Annotated in this window: 19 protein-coding genes; 8 read left to right on the top strand and 11 right to left on the bottom strand. The window is 72.7% G+C overall.

The genetic code is table 11. The features are described 5' to 3' along the window. Positions 1-122: 122 nt before the first annotated feature. From AC1QRC_RS05480 to gpmI, 3 genes are read left to right on the top strand one after another with little or no spacing between them, the layout of a single operon-like run. Entirely contained in the window at positions 123-1439 is a 1317-nt protein-coding gene (locus AC1QRC_RS05480; RefSeq protein WP_484205790.1) for a sensor histidine kinase, read from the top strand. After that, entirely contained in the window at positions 1436-2119 is a 684-nt protein-coding gene (locus AC1QRC_RS05475; protein WP_484205789.1) for a winged helix-turn-helix domain-containing protein, read from the top strand. Before AC1QRC_RS05480 ends, AC1QRC_RS05475 begins: the two co-directional genes overlap by 4 nt. A 16-nt stretch (positions 2120-2135) precedes the next feature. Beyond that, entirely contained in the window at positions 2136-3779 is a 1644-nt protein-coding gene (gene gpmI / locus AC1QRC_RS05470; RefSeq protein ID WP_484205788.1) for a 2,3-bisphosphoglycerate-independent phosphoglycerate mutase, read from the top strand. Positions 3780-3789: 10 nt separating this feature from the next. On the opposite strand, the gene AC1QRC_RS05465 is transcribed toward gpmI, so the two are convergent. Together AC1QRC_RS05465 and mshA are read right to left on the bottom strand one after the other, a co-directional pair. Beyond that, a complete protein-coding gene (locus AC1QRC_RS05465; RefSeq protein ID WP_484205787.1) occupies positions 3790-4335 on the bottom strand; it encodes a YbjN domain-containing protein in 546 nt (181 codons plus the stop codon). After that, positions 4332-5675, bottom strand: coding sequence for a D-inositol-3-phosphate glycosyltransferase (gene mshA / locus AC1QRC_RS05460; RefSeq protein ID WP_484205786.1), 1344 nt, complete (start codon positions 5673-5675; stop codon positions 4332-4334). The genes AC1QRC_RS05465 and mshA overlap by 4 nt, the downstream gene beginning before the upstream one ends. Positions 5676-5716: 41 nt before the next feature. Between mshA and AC1QRC_RS05455 the strand changes: the two genes are divergently transcribed. Then, positions 5717-6568 carry a class I SAM-dependent methyltransferase gene (locus AC1QRC_RS05455; RefSeq protein WP_484205785.1) on the top strand — a complete coding sequence of 284 codons (852 nt, stop codon included), beginning with the start codon at positions 5717-5719 and terminating at the stop codon, positions 6566-6568. On the opposite strand, the gene AC1QRC_RS05450 is transcribed toward AC1QRC_RS05455, so the two are convergent. The 7 genes from AC1QRC_RS05450 to ygfZ all read right to left on the bottom strand — a co-directional run bounded on the left by AC1QRC_RS05450 (position 6558) and on the right by ygfZ (position 12066). Then, positions 6558-7358: an alpha/beta fold hydrolase gene (locus AC1QRC_RS05450; RefSeq protein WP_484205784.1), complete on the bottom strand. Its 801-nt coding sequence runs from the start codon at positions 7356-7358 to the stop codon at positions 6558-6560. The genes AC1QRC_RS05455 and AC1QRC_RS05450 overlap by 11 nt on opposite strands. Continuing rightward, positions 7355-7684, bottom strand: coding sequence for a DUF2516 family protein (locus AC1QRC_RS05445; RefSeq protein WP_484205783.1), 330 nt, complete (start codon positions 7682-7684; stop codon positions 7355-7357). Before AC1QRC_RS05445 ends, AC1QRC_RS05450 begins: the two co-directional genes overlap by 4 nt. Before the next feature lie 9 nt (positions 7685-7693). Next, complete coding sequence (gene dtd, locus AC1QRC_RS05440; protein WP_484205782.1) at positions 7694-8128, bottom strand: D-aminoacyl-tRNA deacylase; 435 nt, start codon at positions 8126-8128, stop codon at positions 7694-7696. 2 nt (positions 8129-8130) lie between these two features. Further along, positions 8131-9105, bottom strand: a complete 975-nt coding sequence (locus AC1QRC_RS05435; protein WP_484205781.1) for an asparaginase — start codon at positions 9103-9105, stop codon at positions 8131-8133. A gap of 90 nt (positions 9106-9195) precedes the next feature. Beyond that, the gene (locus tag AC1QRC_RS05430; RefSeq protein ID WP_484205780.1) at positions 9196-10356 is read right to left on the bottom strand and encodes a hypothetical protein; all 1161 of its coding nucleotides are present in this window, start codon (positions 10354-10356) and stop codon (positions 9196-9198) included. Positions 10357-10475: 119 nt separating this feature from the next. Further along, complete coding sequence (locus AC1QRC_RS05425; RefSeq protein ID WP_484205779.1) at positions 10476-10874, bottom strand: helix-turn-helix domain-containing protein; 399 nt, start codon at positions 10872-10874, stop codon at positions 10476-10478. 127 nt (positions 10875-11001) lie between these two features. Next, on the bottom strand, positions 11002-12066 hold the full coding sequence (gene ygfZ, locus AC1QRC_RS05420) for a CAF17-like 4Fe-4S cluster assembly/insertion protein YgfZ (RefSeq protein WP_484205778.1): 1065 nt from the start codon (positions 12064-12066) through the stop codon (positions 11002-11004). Between the two features lie 63 nt (positions 12067-12129). Between ygfZ and AC1QRC_RS05415 the strand changes: the two genes are divergently transcribed. After that, entirely contained in the window at positions 12130-13314 is a 1185-nt protein-coding gene (locus AC1QRC_RS05415) for an LCP family protein (RefSeq protein WP_484205777.1), read from the top strand. Positions 13315-13341: 27 nt separating this feature from the next. Here the strand turns inward: AC1QRC_RS05415 and AC1QRC_RS05410 are convergent, their stop codons facing one another. Continuing rightward, positions 13342-13839 (bottom strand): heme-binding beta-barrel domain-containing protein, encoded by a 498-nt coding sequence (locus AC1QRC_RS05410; RefSeq protein ID WP_484205776.1) that lies wholly within the window; start codon positions 13837-13839, stop codon positions 13342-13344. Between the two features lie 40 nt (positions 13840-13879). Next, positions 13880-14677, bottom strand: coding sequence for a hypothetical protein (locus AC1QRC_RS05405; protein ID WP_484205775.1), 798 nt, complete (start codon positions 14675-14677; stop codon positions 13880-13882). 71 nt (positions 14678-14748) lie between these two features. On the opposite strand from AC1QRC_RS05405, the gene AC1QRC_RS05400 reads away from it, so the two are divergent. Genes AC1QRC_RS05400 through AC1QRC_RS05390 form a run of 3 tightly spaced genes read left to right on the top strand, consistent with a single transcriptional unit; the run spans position 14749 to position 18711 of the window. After that, the gene (locus AC1QRC_RS05400; RefSeq protein ID WP_484205774.1) at positions 14749-15465 is read left to right on the top strand and encodes a winged helix-turn-helix transcriptional regulator; all 717 of its coding nucleotides are present in this window, start codon (positions 14749-14751) and stop codon (positions 15463-15465) included. 4 nt (positions 15466-15469) lie between these two features. Continuing rightward, positions 15470-16420, top strand: coding sequence for a mycothiol synthase (gene mshD / locus AC1QRC_RS05395; RefSeq protein WP_484205773.1), 951 nt, complete (start codon positions 15470-15472; stop codon positions 16418-16420). Positions 16421-16473: 53 nt separating this feature from the next. Next, positions 16474-18711, top strand: coding sequence for an RNA degradosome polyphosphate kinase (locus AC1QRC_RS05390; protein WP_484205772.1), 2238 nt, complete (start codon positions 16474-16476; stop codon positions 18709-18711). Positions 18712-18713: the final 2 nt, after the last annotated feature.

The following is an 18713-nucleotide window of genomic DNA, read 5'->3' as shown; positions in this document are numbered from 1 at the left end:
GCGAGCAGGCTGGCAGGGACCGGTGAACGAGATGAATACGCCAGGTGAACAGTGCCGCCCGGCCCCGCGAAGACGGGGGTTGCGCGCCACCGGTCCTCCCGACCCCACCGTACTCTGGGAGGGTGACGCCCTTCACCGCAGCCGTGCTCGGCATGACCGCCGGGCTCCTGATGGGTGCCCTGGCGCTGGTCCTGGTGCGGGTGTCCGAGCGCAACCGCGCACGGGACGAGGTGCAGGTCGCGGAGTTGCCGCCACTGCCTCCCGGCCTCACCTCGGTGCTGGCCGTGCTGCGTTCTGGTGCCGTCGTGGTCGATGGCCCCTCGGGCCGGGTGCTCCGGGCCAGCTCGTCGGCGGTCTCGCTGGGCCTGGTCCGGCGGGACGACCTGCACCACCAGACCCTGCGAGACCTCGTGCGTGAGGTGTTCGCGGACGGGGTCATCCGGGAGGCCGAGCTGGAGCTGCCCCGCGGACCGCTCGGACACGGACGGCTGGTCGTGGGCATCAGGGTGGCTCCGCTCACCGGGGACCTGTTGCTCGTCCTGGTCGACGACCGCACCCAGGCGCGGCGGGTCGAGGAGGTCCGCCGGGACTTCGTGGTCAACGTCAGCCACGAGTTGAAGACCCCGGTGGGCGGCCTGGCGCTCCTGGCGGAGGCAATCGAGGGGGCCGCCGACGACCCCGACGCGGTGACCCGGTTCTCCGGTCGGATGAAGGCCGAGACCACCCGGCTGACCAACCTGGTCGGCGAGATCGTCGAGCTGTCCCGGTTGCAGGCTCCGGACGAGTCCCGGGAGCTCGTCGTCGTGGACGTCCCCGAGTGCGCCCGCCTCGCCGTCGAGCAGACCCGTCTAGTGGCCCAGAACCGGACGATCACGATGACCGCGACCGACGAGGCGGAGCTGCTGCGGGTCTACGGCGACAAGGAGCTGCTGATCACGGCGATCCGCAACCTGGTGACCAACGCGATCAGCTACTCCGACGACCGCACCCGCGTGACCGTGGTGGTCCGCCGCGCGACCGAGGGGAGCGTGGAGATCGGCGTCAGTGACCAGGGCACCGGCATCTCCCGCGAGGACCAGGAGCGCATCTTCGAGCGGTTCTACCGGGTCGACGCCGCCCGCTCCCGCGCCACCGGCGGCACCGGCCTGGGCCTGTCGATCGTCAAGCACATCTGTGCCAACCACGGCGGGGACGTCGTGGTGTGGAGCAAGGAGGGCCACGGCTCCACCTTCACCATCAGGTTGCCCGCCGTGGAGGACTACCGACCCGCGGGCGCCGCGGCGCCGGCCGAGCGTCCCGTCCTGCCCACGATCGGCGACGCCGGCACGGACAGGCTCGCCCCCCACGCCGAGGCCCAGCCGCCCAGCCCCCCACCCATCGCCGACCCCGGCCCGGTAGGGTCCGAGTCGGCCCGCACCGGACGAGAGGCAATTCGATGACCCGCATCCTGGTCGTGGAGGACGAGGAGTCGTTCTCCGACCCGTTGTCGTACATGCTGGGCAAGGAGGGCTTCGAGGTCGCGGTCGCCGCGACCGGGCCCGAGGCGCTGGCAGAGTTCGACCGCTCCGGCGCGGACCTGGTGCTCCTGGACCTGATGCTCCCGGGATTGTCGGGGGTGGATGTATGCCGTGCGCTGCGGCAGCGCTCCAGCGTGCCCGTGATCATGCTGACCGCCAAGGACAGCGAGGTGGACAAGGTGGTCGGGCTGGAGATCGGCGCCGACGACTACGTCACCAAGCCGTACTCGGGCCGGGAGCTGCTGGCCCGGATCAAGGCCGTGCTGCGGCGGCTAAGTGAGCCCGAGGAACTGCTGCCGACCACCGTCGAGGCCGGACCGGTCCGCATGGACGTGGAACGGCATACGGTCACCGTGAACGGCGAGAACCTCGCGCTGCCGCTCAAGGAGTTCGAGCTGCTGGAGATGCTCCTGCGCAACTCCGGGCGGGTGCTCACCCGGGGCCAGCTGATCGACCGTGTGTGGGGCAGCGACTACGTCGGCGACACCAAGACCCTCGACGTGCACGTCAAGCGGCTGCGGTCCAAGATCGAGCAGGACCCGGCCAACCCGACCCATATCGTCACGGTGCGCGGCCTGGGCTACAAGTTCGAGACCCCCTGACCGACGGAGGACCACGGTGACGCAGACGCAGACAAACCCCGGCCGGCCGGTGGTGCTGGTGGTGATGGACGGGGTGGGCGTCGGCACCGGCGACGAGTACGACGCCGTGAGCACCGCGCGGACGCCGAACCTGGACGGGCTGCGTGAGGCGGGCGTCTACCAGGAGATCTTCGCCGCGGGCACCCACGTCGGGCTGTCCAGCGACGGCGACATGGGCAACTCCGAGGTGGGGCACAACACGATGGGGGCCGGGCGGATCATCCCCCAGGGCGCCAAGCGCGTCGACGACGCCGTGCACGACGGGGAGATCTGGGAGGGCGCCTGGCGCGACGTCGTGGCGCAGGCGACCCAGGACGGGGCGGCGCTGCACCTCATCGGCTTGCTCAGCGATGGCAACGTGCACTCGTCCTGGGAGCACCTGGGGCTGCTGCTGGAGCACGCCAAGGCCGACGGTGTCACCCGGCTGCGGGTGCACGGCCTGTTCGATGGGCGGGATGTGGAGGACCGCACCGCGCACCGCTACGTCGCGGACCTGCAGGCCCGACTGGACGAGCTCACCGACGGCACTGACCTGGACTGGGCGATCGCGTCCGGCGGCGGCCGGATGGTGACGACGATGGACCGGTACGAGGCGAACTGGGGCGTGGTCGAGCAGGGGTGGAAGGCCCACGTGCAGGGCAGCGCGCGACCCTTCCCCTCAGCAGACGAGGCGATCAGCACGATGCGCTCGGAGCAGGCGGGGATCAGCGACCAGTTGCTCGGGGCCTTCACCGTGGTCGACGCGGACGGCGCGCCCGTCGGCCCCGTCCGCGACGGCGACGCCGTCGTGGTCTTCAACTTCCGCGGCGACCGGGCGATCGAGCTGACCAGGGCCTTCGTCGAGGGCGACGGCTTCACCGGCTTCGACCGGGGTGCGCGGCCGGACGTGCTGTTCGCCGGGATGACCCTCTACGACGGCGACACCAACATGCCGCCGGTCCGGTTGGTCCAGCCCCCGCTGATCGAGGACACCGTCAGCGAGATCATCGCCCGGGCGGGGCTGCGCCAGCTGGCGGCCTCGGAGACCCAGAAGTACGGCCACATGACCTACTTCTGGAACGGCAACCGGTCCGACCCCTTCGACCCGGACACCGAGACCTACATCGACATCCCCTCCGACCAGGTCGAGTTCGACCAGCGCCCGTGGATGAAGTCGGCCGAGACCGCCGACTACGTGATCGAGGCGCTGCGGGAGGGCGGCTACACCTTCCTGCGCTCAAACCTGGCGGGCGGCGACATGGTCGGCCACACCGGCAACTTCGAGTCCACCGTGATCGCGGTCGAGGCCGTCGACCTGGCCATCGGCCGGATCGCCCGCCAGGTGGAGGCGGCCGGCGGCTGCCTGGTCGTCACGGCCGACCACGGCAACAGCGAGGACATGGTGGAGCGGGACAAGGCCGGCGAGCCGCGCACCGGCGAGGGCGGTCGGCCGCTGTGGAAGACGGCGCACTCGACCAACCTGGTGCCGCTGCACGTCGTCGACTACTCCGGCCAGTCCTGGCAGGTCGCCGAGGGCGTGGACTCCCCCGGTCTGGGCAACCTGGCGGCGACCCTGCTGACCCTCCTGGGCCTACAGGCACCCGGGGACTACCGCCCCAGCCTGGTGCAGCCCGCAGGCTGACGTCCCCCGGTCAGGGGGCGGTGGGGCCGTCCTCGAGGAGGTGGCGGAACGCCTCGAGGTTGGCGGTGGACTCGCCGCGGTCGATGCGCCAGGCCCACTCGCGGCGCATCGAGGTCAGGAAGCCGAGCGCCAACAGCTCGTTGAACGGCTCGTCGCAGGCGGTCAGCACGGCGCCGAGCAGCTGGTCCAGGTAGGCCTCGTCGACGCCGGTCACCGGCACCTGGCCGGTGAGGAACACGTCCCCGGAGCGGTCGATGGCATAGGCCAGGCCGGGCAGCCGCAGGTTGCGGCGCAACAGGTAGCGGTAGACCTCGGTGTGGTTCTCGTCGGGATTGCGGATCACGAAGGCCCGGAGGGTGAGACGCTCCTGCCCTACCACCAGGGAGCACACCGTCTTCAGCTTGCGTTCGCCGGGCAGGGTGAGCACCAGCTCCCCCTCGCGGGTGCCGTCCTCGCACTCCAGCCCGCAGGTGGCGGCGTAGGAGCGGATGGTGTCCAGCACGGGGGCCGACCCGGCGTCCGGTGCCTCGCCCCCGGTGGCGCTCGCGCCGCTCACGGCACGACGGCCGACGGTATGCCGTGCAGCGCCGGGACTCCGTCGATCGAGGAGGGCTCGCCACCCCGCCGCGCCAGGTCGTAGACCTCCGCCAACCGGTCCACGGTCTGCTCCCACCCGAACGCCTTGGCGTGCACGACCGCACGTGCGGCGAGCTGCTCCCGCTGCCCGGGGTCGGCCAACAACCGACCCAGCGCGTCGGCCCACCGGCCGGGGTCGTGGCCGTCGACGAGGACGCCGGCGTCACCGACCGCCACGGGGAGCCCACCCACCCGGGCCGCGACGACGGGGGTGCCGCTGGCCAGGGACTCCACCGCCACCAGGCCGAAGGACTCGTTGTGGGAGGGCACCGCGACCAGGTCGGCCGCGCGGTACCAGTCGGCCAGCTCACTGCGGCTCACCGGCGGGACGAAGCGGACCCGGTCGGCCAGCCCCAGCTCGGTGGCCAGATCCTGCAGCGCCTCGGGGTGGGCCAGCCCGCTGCCGGACGGCCCACCGAGGACGGGGACGATGAGGCGCTGGGCCAGGTCCGGGTCCCGGCGCACCAGCTCGGCGGCGGCGCGCAACAGCACGTCGGGGGCCTTCAACGGCTGGATCCGCCCCACGAACTGCACCACGAGGGCGTCCTCCGGGAGCCCGACCCGGCGCCGGGCCGCGGCCCGGTCCCCGGGTGTGAACGTCGCCAGGTCCACGCCAGGGGAGACCACCTGGACCTTCGCGGGGTCGGCGTCGTAGAGGTCGACGAGCTGGCGCGCCTCCTCGAGGGTGTTGGCCACCAGGACGTTCGCGGCCTGCACCACCTGGGCCTCGCCGATCTCACGCCCCATCGGCTCCGGCGCGTCCCCCTCGGCCAGTCCGGCGTTCTTCACCCGCGCCATGGTGTGCATGGTGTGCACCAGCGGAGCGTTCCACCGGTCCGCGCACAGCCACCCCACCTGGCCGGACAGCCAGTAGTGGCTGTGCACGAGGTCGTACCAACCCTCGGGACGGGACGCCGCCGTGCGCATCATCCCGGCGGCGAAGGCGCACAACTGGCCGGGGAGGTCCTCCTTGCCCAGCCCCTCGAACGGCCCGGCGGGCACGTGGTGCACCAGCACACCGTCGGCCATCCGCACCGTCTCCGGCAGCGAGCCGTCGGTCGCACGGGTGAAGATCTCGACCTCCGTGCCGCGGGCGGCCAGACGCCGCGCCGTCTCCACGACATACACGTTCAACCCGCCGGCGTCGCCCGTGCCGGGGCGCTCCAGCGGCGAGGTGTGCACGCTGATCATCGCGACGCGACGCAGCGGTCCGCGGCCGCCCTGCGGGCCGCGGAAGGGATCGGGTCGGAACTGCGCCATCACTCCCGACATCCTCGCACGCCGTCACTAGGCTGGGGCGGGTGAGTGGGCGTCGTGGCACCGGGGCGGACCACCCGGTGGGGTCGGTCACCCGGGGCACCACGAATCCGAACCGGCTGCGCAGGGTGGACCGCTGGATGGTGCACGCCCTGGCCCCCGTCCTCCGCGCCCCGACCGAGCCTCCGGTGGTCGTCGACCTGGGCTACGGCGCGTCGGCTGTCACGGTGCTGGAGCTGCACCGGCGACTGGCGCAGGTGCGACCCGATGTGCAGGTCGTGGGGGTGGAGATCGACCCGGAGCGCGTGGCCGCCGCGATGCCGTATGCCGATCCGCCGGCCGTGCAGTTCGCCCACGGCGGGTTCGAGGTGCCGGTCCCGCAGGGCCGCCCGCCCGTCCTGGTGCGAGCCTTCAACGTGCTCCGCCAGTACGAGGAGGAGGCGGTCGCCGACGCCTGGGAGCGCGTGGTCGGGGCGCTGGCACCCGGCGGCGTGCTGGTCGAGGGCACCTGCGACGAGATCGGCCGGCTCAGCACCTGGGTGGACGTGCGGCGGGGGGACGACGGCGCTCCACGCCCGCGGAGCCTGAGCCTGTCCTGGCGGCTCACCGGGCTGGACCGCCCGTCGGTCGTCGCCGAGCGACTACCCAAGGTGCTGATCCACCGCAATGTGCCGGGTGAGCCGGTCCACGCCCTGATGCAGGCGCTGGACCGGGCCTGGGAGGTGGCCGCACCGCACGCGGCGTTCGGCTCGCGGCAACGGTTCCAGGTGGTGGCCCGGGCCCTCCGGGAGCAGGGGTGGCCGGTGCTGGACGGACCGCGGCGGTGGCGGTTGGGCGAGCTCACGGTCGCGTGGGAGGCGGTGGCCCCGGCCGGGGGCCGACACACTACGGGCTGAAGAATTCCCCGACCAGGTCCCTGACCCGGGTGCGGTGCGCCCACATGATCCCGCCGGGGCCGAAGACGTGCAGGTCAGCGGCCGGGAAGATCCCGGCCAGCTCCTCGCCGACCGCGGCCGGATGGGCGGGGTCATCCTCCTGGGCCAGGATCAACACCGGCACCGCAACCCGCCGCAGCGCCCCCCGCTCGGCCACGGCGACCTGGTGCGGCAGGGAGCGCAACCCCTCCACCACGCCGGTGCCCACCAGCCGTTCCGCCTGGTCCCGGCACCAGGCACGAACCGCCGTGTCGTCCTGCACCCCGGGCGGCTGCTCCTGCAGCAGGTGGTCGGCGACCGGCCCCGCGTCGCCCGCCTCGACCAGATCGGCAAGCACGGCGAAGCGGGACATCGAGGCGTCGGGACGCGGCCGGTCGATCACGGCCGGCAGCACGAGCGCGACCCGGTCGAACCGGTCCGGCGTTTCGGCCAGGCCGGCGCACAGGGCTCCCGCCCCCATGCTGATGCCCAGCGCCTGGGTGGCCCCCACGGCGTCGGCGACGGCGCCCAGCTCGGCCGCGAGTTCGGCATACCGCCACGGCCCGCCGCGCGGTGGGGCCGGCGAGCCGCCGTGGCCGCGGAAGTGCAGGAACGACCGCGTCCCGGGCACCTTCGCGGCATACGGCCGGGTGGTCGGGATCGAGCCGGCGAGCCCGTGGGCGAAGAGGGTGTGCGGGGTGCCGCGTCCCGCCGTGAGGACCTCCAGGTCCCCCGTCGGCCCGGGGAGCAGCCGCGTGTGGGGCGCGCTCACCAGGGGCCGTACGGGCCCGCCTGGCCCCCGCCGCTCCGCCCGCCTCGGATCTGGGCGACAGCGGGGCGGACGTCGGTCAGGTAGATCGCTGCGGCGATGATGGCGACCAGGCTGAAGATGTTGAACGGGTTGGCGAAGAACACGAAGCCGATGAGGGCCGCGACCCCCGTCACCAGCAACCAGAACGGCTTGGTGCGCTTGCCGGTGGCGACGAAGGCGTCCGCCCGGGTCATCGCGGCGTCGACCAGGGCCCACACCTGGATGGCCAGTGCGGCCACCCCCAGCACCAGCTGGATCCAGCTCTGGACCTCGAAGATCGTCGACATGGGACCAGCCTAACTTTCGCGGGTGTCGACGATGACCGTGAACGGCCCATCGTTGACCAGCTCGACCTGCATCATCGCCCCGAACCGACCCGTCGCGACCTCGATGCCCCGGCCCCGCAGGTCGGCGACGACCGCGTCCACGAGCGGCTCGGCGACGGGTCCGGGGGCGGCGGCACCCCAGGACGGACGCCGGCCCTTGCGGGTGGAGCCGTAGAGCGTGAATTGGCTGACCACGAGCACCGCGGCCCCGGTGTCCGCGACCGAGGCCTCGTCGTGCAGGATCCGCAGGTCAGCGATCTTGCGGGCCATCGCCGCGACATCGGCGGGGGTGTCGTCGTGGGTGGCGGCGACCAGGGCGACCAGCCCGGGACGGGTGATCTCGCCGACGACCTCCTCGGCGACCGTGACGCGGGCCCGGGTGGCCCGTTGCAGCACCGCCCGCACGGTCAGAACCCGGTGGCGACGACGGCGCCGACCGGCTCACCGTGCCCCAGCACGGGCGAGGCCTCCAACGCGGTGAGGACGTCCTCGTGGTCCGCCAGCCCGAGCGCGCGCAGGGCGGCGGCGGTGACCACGGTGCGCGCCCGCTGGGTGCCGTCGGTGATCTTGACGGCCAGGCCCCGGCCGTCGGGGAGCCCCACGGCATAGACAGACTCCGCGCCGTCCTTGGCGATCAACCCGGGAAGGCCTCGGATCAGCCCGGTGACGTCCCGGCCCGTGCCGCCGAGCCACTCGGGGTGCTCGCGGATGGCGGAGGCGACGCGCCCCTCGGGGGTGGCCGGGTCGGCGGAGGCCAGGCGTCCGAACGCGCGGGCCAGGCCCGCCGTGCTGAGGGCCATGACGGGTGCGCCGCAGCCGTCGACCCCGGTCGCGCCGACCTCCTCGCCCGCCAGGTCGGACAACGCCTCGGCGATGGCTCGCTGCAGCGGGTGGTCCGGGGTCCGGTAGGTCGTGGTGTCCCAGCCGGCGGCGACACAGGTGGCCAGCATGGCCGCGTGCTTGCCGGAGCAGTTCTGGGCCAGGGAGGTGGCGGGCTCGCCGCCGGCGATCCAGCGCTCCCGCTCGGCCTCGTCGATCGGCCGGTCGGGGGTGTTCTGCAGCGCGTCCTCGGTCAGGCCCGCTCCGGCCAGGATCCGCCGGGCGCCCTCGCGGTGGAACGGCTCCCCCGAGTGGCTGGCGGCGGCGAGCGCCAGGAGCTCGCCGTCCAGGTCGAGGCCGCTGCGGAGCATGCCGACGGCCTGCATCGGCTTGTTGGAGGACCGCGGGAAGATGGGGACGTCCACCGGCCCGAGGCCGAGTTCGACCGTGCCGTCGGCCGCGGTCCCGGCGACCACGCCGTGGTGCACCGATTCCACGAATCCGGACCGGATGACGTGGGCGAGGACGGGGGCTGTGTCGAGGGGGCTGATCACGGTGAGCAAGCCTAACGGGGCGCCGCCCGGCCCGGTTTCCCGGACTGTGCGGCGCCCCGTGTGGCGCGGTCGGTGCTCAGCGCACCGGTGTCAGCAGGTTCAGTTGCCGACCTTGCTGGCCGTGGCCTCGACGGCGTCGACGGCCTTCTCGGCGACCTTGGTCGCGGAGGTGGTGGCGGCGCGGGCCGCGGTGGCGGTCTCCGCGGCGCGGTTGCTGGCCGTGGTCACGGTGCGCTTGGCCGAGGCCTCGGTGTTGTCCGCCGCGGTCCGGGTGCTGCCACTGGCCTTGGTGGTGCTGGCCTTGGTGGTGCTGGCCTTGGTGGCGCTGGCGGCCGGCTTGCGGGCCGGGGCCTTCTTGGCAGCCGGCTTGGCGGCGGTGGTGCTCTTGGCCGTGGTGCTCTTGGCCGTGGACTTCGCCGCGGACTTGGTCGCGGTGGACTTCGCGGCCGGCTTGGTCGCGGTGGTCTTCGAGGTGCTGGACTTGGCGGTACTCTTCGCCGCCGGCTTGGCCGCGGTGCTGGACTTCGCCGTGGTCTTCGCGGTGGTCTTCGGAGCAGCCTTGCGGGTCGTCGTGGCGCCCGTGCTCTTGCGGGCGGCCGGCTTGCGGGCCGGGGCCTTCTTGGCGGCCGGCTTCGCGGCCGACTCACCAGCGACCACCTGCGCGGCCTGCTTGCGGCCGGCGGTGACGGTCGCCTTGGCGGCGGTCTGGGTGTCGGTGGCGCCGCGGCGGGCGGTCGTCAGCAGGGCGCGGCCCTGCTTGACGGCCGTGTCGACCTGGGCGAGCAGGTCCTGGGTGGCCTGCTGCTTGCGGACCCGACCCACGAAGGCCTCACCGCGCGTCGCCAGACCCTGGTAGCCCTCCTGGGCCTTGCCGAGGCGCTCGGTGACCTCGGTGGCCGCCGCGGCCGGCGCCTTCTGCACGTCGGCGCTGACCTCACCGGCGGACTTGGTGACCTTGCTGGTCACCTCTCCCGCGGACTTGGAGACGCGGTCGGTGACGTCGCCGGCGGCCTTGGTGACCTGGCTGGTCACGGCCTGCGGGGAGAGCGACTTGCCCAGGTGCACGACGGCCTCGCCGGCCTCGCGGACCCGCTCGACGACGGCGTCGGTCAGGCCGACGACGGCATACACGGGGGTGAGGTCCGAGGCGCGCTTGCCGGCCTCGGCGGTCAGCGACTGCGCACGGCCGGCGACCTCGGTGGTGAGGGCCTCGGCGCGCTTCTCGGCCTCGGTGCGGATGGTCTTGAAGTTGGTGGCCATGGTGGCTCCCTTCGTTGCAGGTGGTCTGTGGTGTCGGTAGGTCTGTGGTGCGGGTGATCTGTGGTGCTGACTGCGGAACGGCGGCGCTGCCCTCCGTGGTGGTCCTCGTCGGCGTGTGCCTAGTCGGCGTCGACCGTCTGGGGGGCGTTCTCTTCAGCGGGCTCCTCGGCGGGATCCCCCACGAAGGAGTGGTAGACGTCCAGCAGCGCGCGGCGCTGCCGGTCGTTGAGCCGCGGGTCGGCCAGGATCGCGACGGTGACATCGGCGGCCTCCGGGACACCCGAGGCGGCATCGTCCAGGATCCCGGCCCGCACGTAGAGCTGCTCGGCGGAGATCCGCAGCCCCTTGGCCAACTGCTGGAGAATCTCGGCGCTGGGCCGGCGCAGACCACGCTCGATCTGCGACAGGTAGGGGTTGGAGATCCCGGCGGCCTTGGCCGCCTGGCGCAGTGAGAGCTGGGCCGCCTCACGCTGCTCGCGCAGGTAGCCGCCCAGGTCGGGGACCGGAATCTGCTTCATGCCCTCCATTGTGCTTGCAACTGCTAGCAGCATGCAAATTCTGGCTAGCATTCAGCGTGTGAACCCGCTCACATCGCGGTGAACACGCTGCGCTGCACTGGTTTTCACTGCTAGCCGGGGCTAGCAGTCAGGGCGTGACGACCGTGGTCTGGGCGGCGCTGGTGGCCCCGGACACCAGGACGGCCGCGGGATCGGTGGTGCGCTTGAGCACCGCGAGCGCGATGGGCCCGTCCTCGTAGTGCCGGGCCACGGACGTGATCCGGCCGAGCGGGCGCTCGCCCGCGGCCACCGCCAGGTCGTCGCCCGCCTCGGGCAGCACGTGGCCCGAGCCGTCCAGGTGCAGGAACACGATGCGCCGCGGCGGACGACCCAGGTTGTGCACCCGGGCGATCGTCTCCTGGCCGCGGTAGCACCCCTTGTGCAGGTGGACGGCCGTGCGCAGCCAGTCCAGCTCGTGGGCGATGGTCCGGTGGTCGGTGTCGACGCCGTCGCGGGGACGCCAGGCGGCGATCCGGAGCGCCTCCGCGGCCCAGGTGCCCGCCAGGGGGCGGTCGCCCACGAAGCTCTCCAGGTCCGCCCGCGGCACCAGGATCTCCCGCCAGGGCCGGTCCTGTCCCGGGTGGTCCTGCTCGGGCCCGTAGAGGGCGGTGTCCCCCACCGGGCCGGGCCAGGGATCGACCCACGCGATCGGCTCGCCCTCGGCGGACTCGGCCCGGACCGGCTCCCCGACGGTCGCGAACTCGGCCGTCCGGTCCGCCACCTCCACCCGCAGCATGAAGCGCATGGAGTCCAGCCAGGCCGCGACCGCCGGAGCCGCCCCGGGCTCGGTTCCCAGCCACGTGGTCTCGCCGTCGTCGACGACGTGGAGCGCGTGCTCGATGTGCCCCTTCGGGCTCAGAATCAGCGTTTCGGTGGACCGGCGCGGCGCGAGGTCGGTCAGCTGCTGGCTGGTCAGTGAGTGGAGCCAGGACAGTCGGTCGGGACCCGTCACGGTCACCACGCCCCGGTGCGAGAGGTCGACGCAGGCCAGCCCCTCGGCCAGCAGTCGCTGCTCCCGGTGCGGGTCGCCGTAGTGGGCCGCGACGCCGGTATCGGGCCCGGCACCCTCCACGGCACCGGGCCGTCCCAACAACGGGCTCGGGCCCACCGGGGCGGAGTCGCGGGCGGTGTGCTGGTCGGATTCGGCAGTCACATCTGCGTCAAGGCGGGACGTCGACGGAAGATTCCCCGCCTCGCTGGCCGTAGACTTCGGCCCATGCCAGGACCGGGGAGCAACGACCGCGAGCGGGCTGGGGCCGACGACCCGGGCCGCGACCCGGCCGACGACAGCCACGACCAGTACGACGACAGCCGCTACGACGACCAGGGATACGAGGACCAGGAGTACGACGACCGGGGCTACGAGGACGACAGGGACTGGGGGGCCGGGGCGCCCCCGCCCCGCCGCCGCAGGCGCGGCACCCGGATCCTCCTGGTCGGCTTCGTCACGCTGGTGCTGTTGGGGATCGGCACCGTCGCGGCCTACCTGGCCTTCCTGAACCACACGGTCTCCTCCAACATCACCCACGACCGGCTGCTGCCCGACGACCTGATCGAGGGCGAGGACGGGGAGATGGTCACCCCCTCGGCGCCGGACCGGCCGGAGGAGGCCGGCGACGCCCTGAACTTCCTGGTGATCGGCACGGACACCCGGGACCCTGGTGGCGAGCGAGGACGCTCCGACGTCATCATGCTGGTGCACGTCAACGATGCTCGGGACTCGGTGCACCTGGTCCACTTCCCCCGCGACCTGTTCGTGAAGATCCCGGGGTACTCCCAGAAGAACAAGATCAACGCCTCCTACGCCTTCGGCGGGTCGCCGCTGCTCGTGGAGACGGTGCAGACACTCATCGACGTCCCCATCGACCACGTCGCGATCGTCGACTTCGACAGCTTCCAGGACATGACCGACGCGATCGGCGGGGTCGACGTCCGGGTGTCCGAGGCCAGCCCCGGGTTCCCGGAGGGGACCATGCACATGGACGGGGCGACCGGCCTCGAGTTCGTGCGGGAGCGCTACGACCTCAGCCAGGGCGACATCTCCCGCGGGGAGCGCCAGCAGGAGTTCATCAAGTCGATCATGCTCAAGGCACTGTCCCGCTCCACCCTGACCAACCCCGCCCGCCTGGCCAACTTCATCGACGCCGCCACGACCAACCTGGTCGTCGACGACGAGCTGGAGGTCGGCGACATGCGCAACCTCGCGTTTGCGATGCGCGGGGTCCGCGGTGGCGACATCCACTTCGTCACCGCGCCCTGGACCGGCATCGGCAACGACGCCTACGCCGGCTCGATCGTCCTGCCGTCCGAGGAGCAGTTCGAGCTGCTGGCCGAGCACCTCCAGACCGACTCGATGGACGACTACGTCGACGAGGTCTCCCCCCGCTCCGGCTTCGGCTGAGCCGGGCGCCGCGGGGGTGGGCTGCCGTCAGCCGACCCGGCGCAGCTCCGCCGAGAGGTGGCTGGTGATCGGCTGCCCCATCGCCGCCATGTCCATCGCCCACATCAGGTTGGAGTTCACGTAGCCGTACAACCGGTGCCCGGCGTTGTACTCCTTGGCGTGGGGGCTGCGCATCACCCCGTCGGTCCGCAGCTCGATCTTCGCCGGACTGGTGGTGCCCGCATACATCTCGACCACGCCGGTCGGGTGGACCAGCAGCAGCTCCACCTCGTTGTCCGGGAGCGGCCTCCAGAAGCCCAGCTCCGTGCCCGACGGCTTGATCTTGGTGCCGTCGTCGTCGAGCAGCCAGGACTGCGACTCCCACCTCAGGAACGGGCGCCCGTCGTGGGTGACGGTCACCTCCTGCCCGAAGTTGTGGGAGTCGATGGTGGGGTAGCCCACGACGCCCGCGCCCTCCCACCGGCCGATCAGCCAGGCCAGGGGCGCGAGGTCCGGGTGCATGGTCGGGTCGAGTTCGAAAGGCACGGCCCCATCGTATGTCGGGGCGCGCGTCGGGCCGGAACGCTCAGCCAGCCAGCACCCCGGGCACCAGCACCCGGGTGACGGCATACGCCAGCGGGCCGACGACGAGCAGGGAGGCGGCCGCGGCGACGAGCCGAGGACGGCCCCCGGCCATCGACGGGAGCACCGCCAGCACCGCCCGGACCGCCTGGCTGGTGGCGCCGACGGCGACGCCGAGCAGCAGACACGTGGTCCAGGCCACGTCGGCCCCGACGGCGACGGCAGCCCCCAGGGCCCCGGCCCCGCCCGCCACCATCGACAACGGGGCCAGCCAGGCCCGTGCCGAGAGCCAGCGCCCGGCGCCGTCGCCCACCGCCGAGACCACGGCCGCCGCGACGCCGGCCACCACCAGGTCGGCGCCGACCGGGTCGGCGGAGAGGGGCACCAGCAGCGTCCCGCCGGCCACCAGCCCCTGGGCCAGGACGACGGCGCTCACCGACTCCACCACCCGCGGGCGTCCGTCACGCCGCAGCAACTGGTGGGCGAACGCGAGGAGGAAGGCCCCGCCCATGGCGATCGGCAGCCACGCCAGCACCGCGCCCTCGTCCCCCGGAGACGCCCCCGGCAGGGCACCCGCGACGAGCACGAGGCTGCTCACGGCCACGACGGCCGTGGTGCCCCGCGGGCTGGGCAGCCCCAGGGTCCCTGCCCACCCCCAGGCGACCAGCAGGCCCAGCAGGAGCACGCCGGCTGCCACCGGGCGCGGCCCGGCCTGCGCCACCAGGGTCATGAGGGCGCCCAGCGTCACCGTCGCCAGGGCGACGTGGACCACCGGGGTCAGGACCGGATTGCGCTGCTGCACGGGTCACATGGTGTCATCACCCACGGGGTGCGCGGTGACGGCCGGGCCGGACGGCCACATATCCTGTCCCGGTGTCCACCCTGGCGCTGTTGACGGCCGGCGCTCCCGCCACGGCCGTCTCTGGCGCGCTCCCCGCGCTGGAGCTGCTCACCCACCGCACCATCGTGCTGCCGCTGGACCCCTCCGTGCTGCTGCACGAGGAGTGCGCCCTGGTGCTGGTCGACGCCACCGACAACCTGGTTCAGGCCCGGTCCACCATCCGGACGATCGCCACCATGGGCCTGGCGCTGCCGATCGTGGCGATCTTCACCGAGGGCGGGCTGGCCGCGCTGGACGACCAGTGGCCGGTCGACGACATCCTGCTCACCGCGGCCGGGCCCGCCGAGTGCCAGGCCCGGCTCCGGCTCGTCCTGGGACGCCAGCGGGCCGCCCACTCGGCCGAGCCGCCGCCGGACTCCACCGCGCCGGTGAAGGTGGCCGACGTGATCGTGGACGAGGCGGGGTGGACGGTCCGGGCGGGCGGCCGCCCCCTCGACCTGACCTACAAGGAGTTCGAGCTGCTGAAGTACCTCGTGCACCATCCGGGCCGGGTCGTCACCAGGGAGCTGCTGCTCCAGGAGGTCTGGGGGATGGACTACTACGGCGGCACCCGGACCGTTGACGTCCACATCCGTCGGCTGCGCGCCAAGCTCGGCCCCGAGCGGGAGTCCCTGATCGGCACCATCCGCAACGTGGGCTACCGCTTCGCCGGTCCCCGCGACGGCCACCTCGGCGACATGGTGGAATAGGCGGATGTCGACCCACCCGGCCACCGACCGCCTCCAGCCGCGCCAGTCTGCTGAGGTCTCGGCCCTCGTGGTGCGGGCGACCCAGCACGACGGGGTCCGCCCGCTGTCCGAGCAGACGGTGCTGGACGTGCGGCGGCTGCCCGACGACCCTCCCCCGGCCGAGGGCACCCCCGGGCAGCACCTGGTCGTGGAGGACCGGCCGGGCGAGATCGACGCCCGGGTCCTCGCCTACGCCCACGTCGAGCAGTCCGAGCCCCCCGCCGCCGAGGTCGTCGTGGACCCGGAGCACCGGCGCCGAGGGCTGGGGGGTGCCCTGCTGCGCCAACTGCTGGCCGACTTCCCCGGGGTCCGGGTCTGGGCGCACGGCGACCTGATGCCGGCCCGCAGCCTGGCCTCCTCGCTCGGGCTGCACCCGGTGCGCGACCTGTGGCAGATGGCCCGCCCGCTCTCCGGCGAGTGGTCCGAGTTGCCCGAGGCCAACCTTCCGGAGGGCTTCCACGTCCGCCCGTTCCAGGTCGGCCAGGACGAGCAGGCCTGGCTCGCCGTCAACGCACGGTCCTTCGCCGCCCACGCCGAGCAGGGCCGGATGACACTCACCGACCTGTCGGACCGCATCGCCGAGCCGTGGTTCGACCCGCACGGCTTCCTCCTCGTGGAGGACCGCACCGGTGACGGACCGCCCCGGCTCGCCGGGTTCCACTGGACCAAGGTCGAGCCGTCCGGCTCCACCGCCTCCAGCGGGGAGGTGTATGTCGTGGGCGTGGACCCCGACTACCAGGGCCGGGGCCTGGGCAAGGCGGTCACCCTCCTGGGGCTGCGCCACCTGCGCGCCTGCGGACTGGACACCGCCACGCTGTATGTCGACGGGGACAACTCGCCCGCCCTGGCGACCTACCACCGCCTCGGCTTCGAGCGGTCCACCGTCGACGTGATGTATGCCGCGGAGGGCGACTGACGGCATACGGGACCGTGCTGACGCACCACCGCGGCCGGTGGCAGGATAAGCCCATGACGACCACCGATCCGGCCGCCCCGGACATCGTCGAGTCCGCCTCCGTCGTGCCCCTGCCGACGATCCGGGCCGCACGTCCCCGCGCGGCCAACGGCAGGTTCATCAGGTCCGTCTCCGGCACGGGCGAGGGGGCCGAGGAGCCCGACGCACTGCGCGCCGACCGGTTCCTGGACCGTGAGGTGAGTTGGCTGCAGTTCAACGAGCGGGTGCTCCAGCTGGCGACCGACCCCAGCACCCCCCTGCTGGAGCGAGCCAGGTTCCTGGCCATCTTCGCCAGCAACCTGGACGAGTTCTTCATGGTGCGGGTGGCTGGTCTGAAGCGCCGCATCGCCACCGGCATCGCGACCCGCTCCGCCTCCGGCCTGGAGCCGCGCGAGGTCCTCGACGAGATCTCCGTCGGGGCGCACGAGCTGAGCGCGCGCCACGCCGCCCTGTACGCCCACCAGGTGGCCCCCCTGCTGTCCGGGGAAGGCATCACGATCGCCCGCTGGGACGAGCTCACCGAGGACGAGCAGGCCGAGCTGGGCGAGATGTTCCGGAGCACCGTCTACCCGGTCCTCACGCCCCTGGCCGTCGACCCGGCACACCCATTCCCCTACATCAGCGGGCTGTCGCTGAACCTGGCCGTCATCCTGATCCACCCGCAGACCAAGCGCGAGCACTTCGCCCGGGTCAAGGTCCCCCCGCTGCTGCCCCGCTTCATCCGGATCGACTCCGGCCCCGACCACCTCTACCGGGACCGGTTCGTGCTGCTGGAGCAGCTCATCGCGGCACACCTGGACCAGTTGTTCCCGGGCATGGAGGTGCACGAGACCTTCACCTTCCGGGTCACCCGCAACGAGGACCTGGAGGTGGAGGAGGACGACGCCGAGAACCTCCTCACCGCCCTGGAGCGCGAGCTGACCCGCCGGCGGTTCGGCCCCCCGGTGCGCCTGGAGGTCGTCGAGGACATGGACGACCACGTGCTGGACCTGCTCACCCGGGAACTGCGGGTGCACCCCAGCGAGGTCTACCGGCTGCCGTCGCCGCTGGACCTGACCGCGCTGCACACCATCGCCGACCTGGACCGCACGGAGCTGGCCTACCCCAACTTCGTCCCCAAGACCCACCCCGACCTGGCGCCGGTGGAGCGGGCGGCGCCGAGCGACATCCTGGAGGCGATGCGGGAGAAAGACATCCTGCTGCACCACCCCTACGACTCCTTCTCCACCTCGGTGCAGGCCTTCATCGAGCAGGCCGCCGCCGACCCGGCCGTGCTGGCGATCAAGCAGACCCTCTACCGCACCAGCGGTGACAGCCCCATCGTGGACGCCCTGATCGACGCCGCCGCGGCGGGCAAGCAGGTGCTGGCCGTGGTCGAGATCAAGGCACGGTTCGACGAGGAGAACAACATCACCTGGGCCCGCAAGCTGGAGCACGCGGGCGTGCACGTCGTCTACGGCATGGTCGGGCTGAAGACACACGCGAAGCTGGCCCTGGTGGTCCGGGAGGAGTCGGGCGGGGGGTTGCGCCGCTACTGCCACGTGGGCACCGGCAACTACAACCCCAAGACCGCGCGCCTGTATGAGGACCTCGGCCTGCTCACCTGCGACGAGGCGATCGGCGAGGACCTCACCCGGCTGTTCAACCAGCTCTCGGGCATGGCGCCCCGGGCCAAGTTCAAGCGGCTGCTCGTGGCCCCGCGGTCGGTGCGCAGCGGGCTGGTCGAGCTGGTCGACGCAGAGGCGGCCAAGGGCACCGACGGACTGGTCCGGATGAAGGTCAACTCGATCGTGGACGAGGCGCTGCTGGACGCGCTGTACCGCGCCTCCGGGGCCGGGTGCCGGGTCGACATCTGGGTCCGGGGCATCTGCGCCCTCCGGCCCGGGGTGGAGGGTCTCTCGGAGAACATTCGGGTCCGTTCCACGCTGGGACGGTTCCTGGAGCACTCCCGGGTGTTCGCCTTCGGCAAGGGCACCAGCCCGCAGACCTACATCGGCTCGGCCGACATGATGCACCGCAACCTGGACCGTCGGGTGGAGGCGCTCGTGCCGGTCACCGACCGCGCGCACGTCAAGACCCTGGCGAAACTGCTGGACCGGGCGATGTCGGACGAGATCGCCAGTTGGCACCTGGACGCCGACGGCCAGTGGACCCGCCATCACCTCGACGACGAGGGGCAGCCACTGCCGGACCTGCAGAGTGAGCTGATCACCTCCTACGCCGCCCGGCGCCGACCCGGCCGGCGCCGCTGAGA

It is taken from the genome of Ornithinicoccus sp. (assembly GCF_057176825.1).
The sequence above is the reverse complement of the archived record's forward strand: the minus strand, read 5'-3'. Positions and strand labels throughout refer to the sequence as shown.

Excerpts from the sequence above, each read along its gene's own strand:
- AC1QRC_RS05475 (WP_484205789.1), top strand. The coding sequence starts at position 1,436 with ATGACCCGCATCCTGGTCGTGGAGGACGAGGAGTCGTTCTCCGACCCG.
- mshA (WP_484205786.1), bottom strand. The coding sequence starts at position 5,675 with ATGGCGCAGTTCCGACCCGATCCCTTCCGCGGCCCGCAGGGCGGCCGC.
- AC1QRC_RS05445 (WP_484205783.1), bottom strand. The coding sequence starts at position 7,684 with ATGTCGACGATCTTCGAGGTCCAGAGCTGGATCCAGCTGGTGCTGGGG.
- AC1QRC_RS05430 (WP_484205780.1), bottom strand. The coding sequence starts at position 10,356 with ATGGCCACCAACTTCAAGACCATCCGCACCGAGGCCGAGAAGCGCGCC.
- AC1QRC_RS05425 (WP_484205779.1), bottom strand. The coding sequence starts at position 10,874 with ATGAAGCAGATTCCGGTCCCCGACCTGGGCGGCTACCTGCGCGAGCAG.
- AC1QRC_RS05415 (WP_484205777.1), top strand. The coding sequence starts at position 12,130 with ATGCCAGGACCGGGGAGCAACGACCGCGAGCGGGCTGGGGCCGACGAC.
- mshD (WP_484205773.1), top strand. The coding sequence starts at position 15,470 with ATGTCGACCCACCCGGCCACCGACCGCCTCCAGCCGCGCCAGTCTGCT.
- AC1QRC_RS05390 (WP_484205772.1), top strand. The coding sequence starts at position 16,474 with ATGACGACCACCGATCCGGCCGCCCCGGACATCGTCGAGTCCGCCTCC.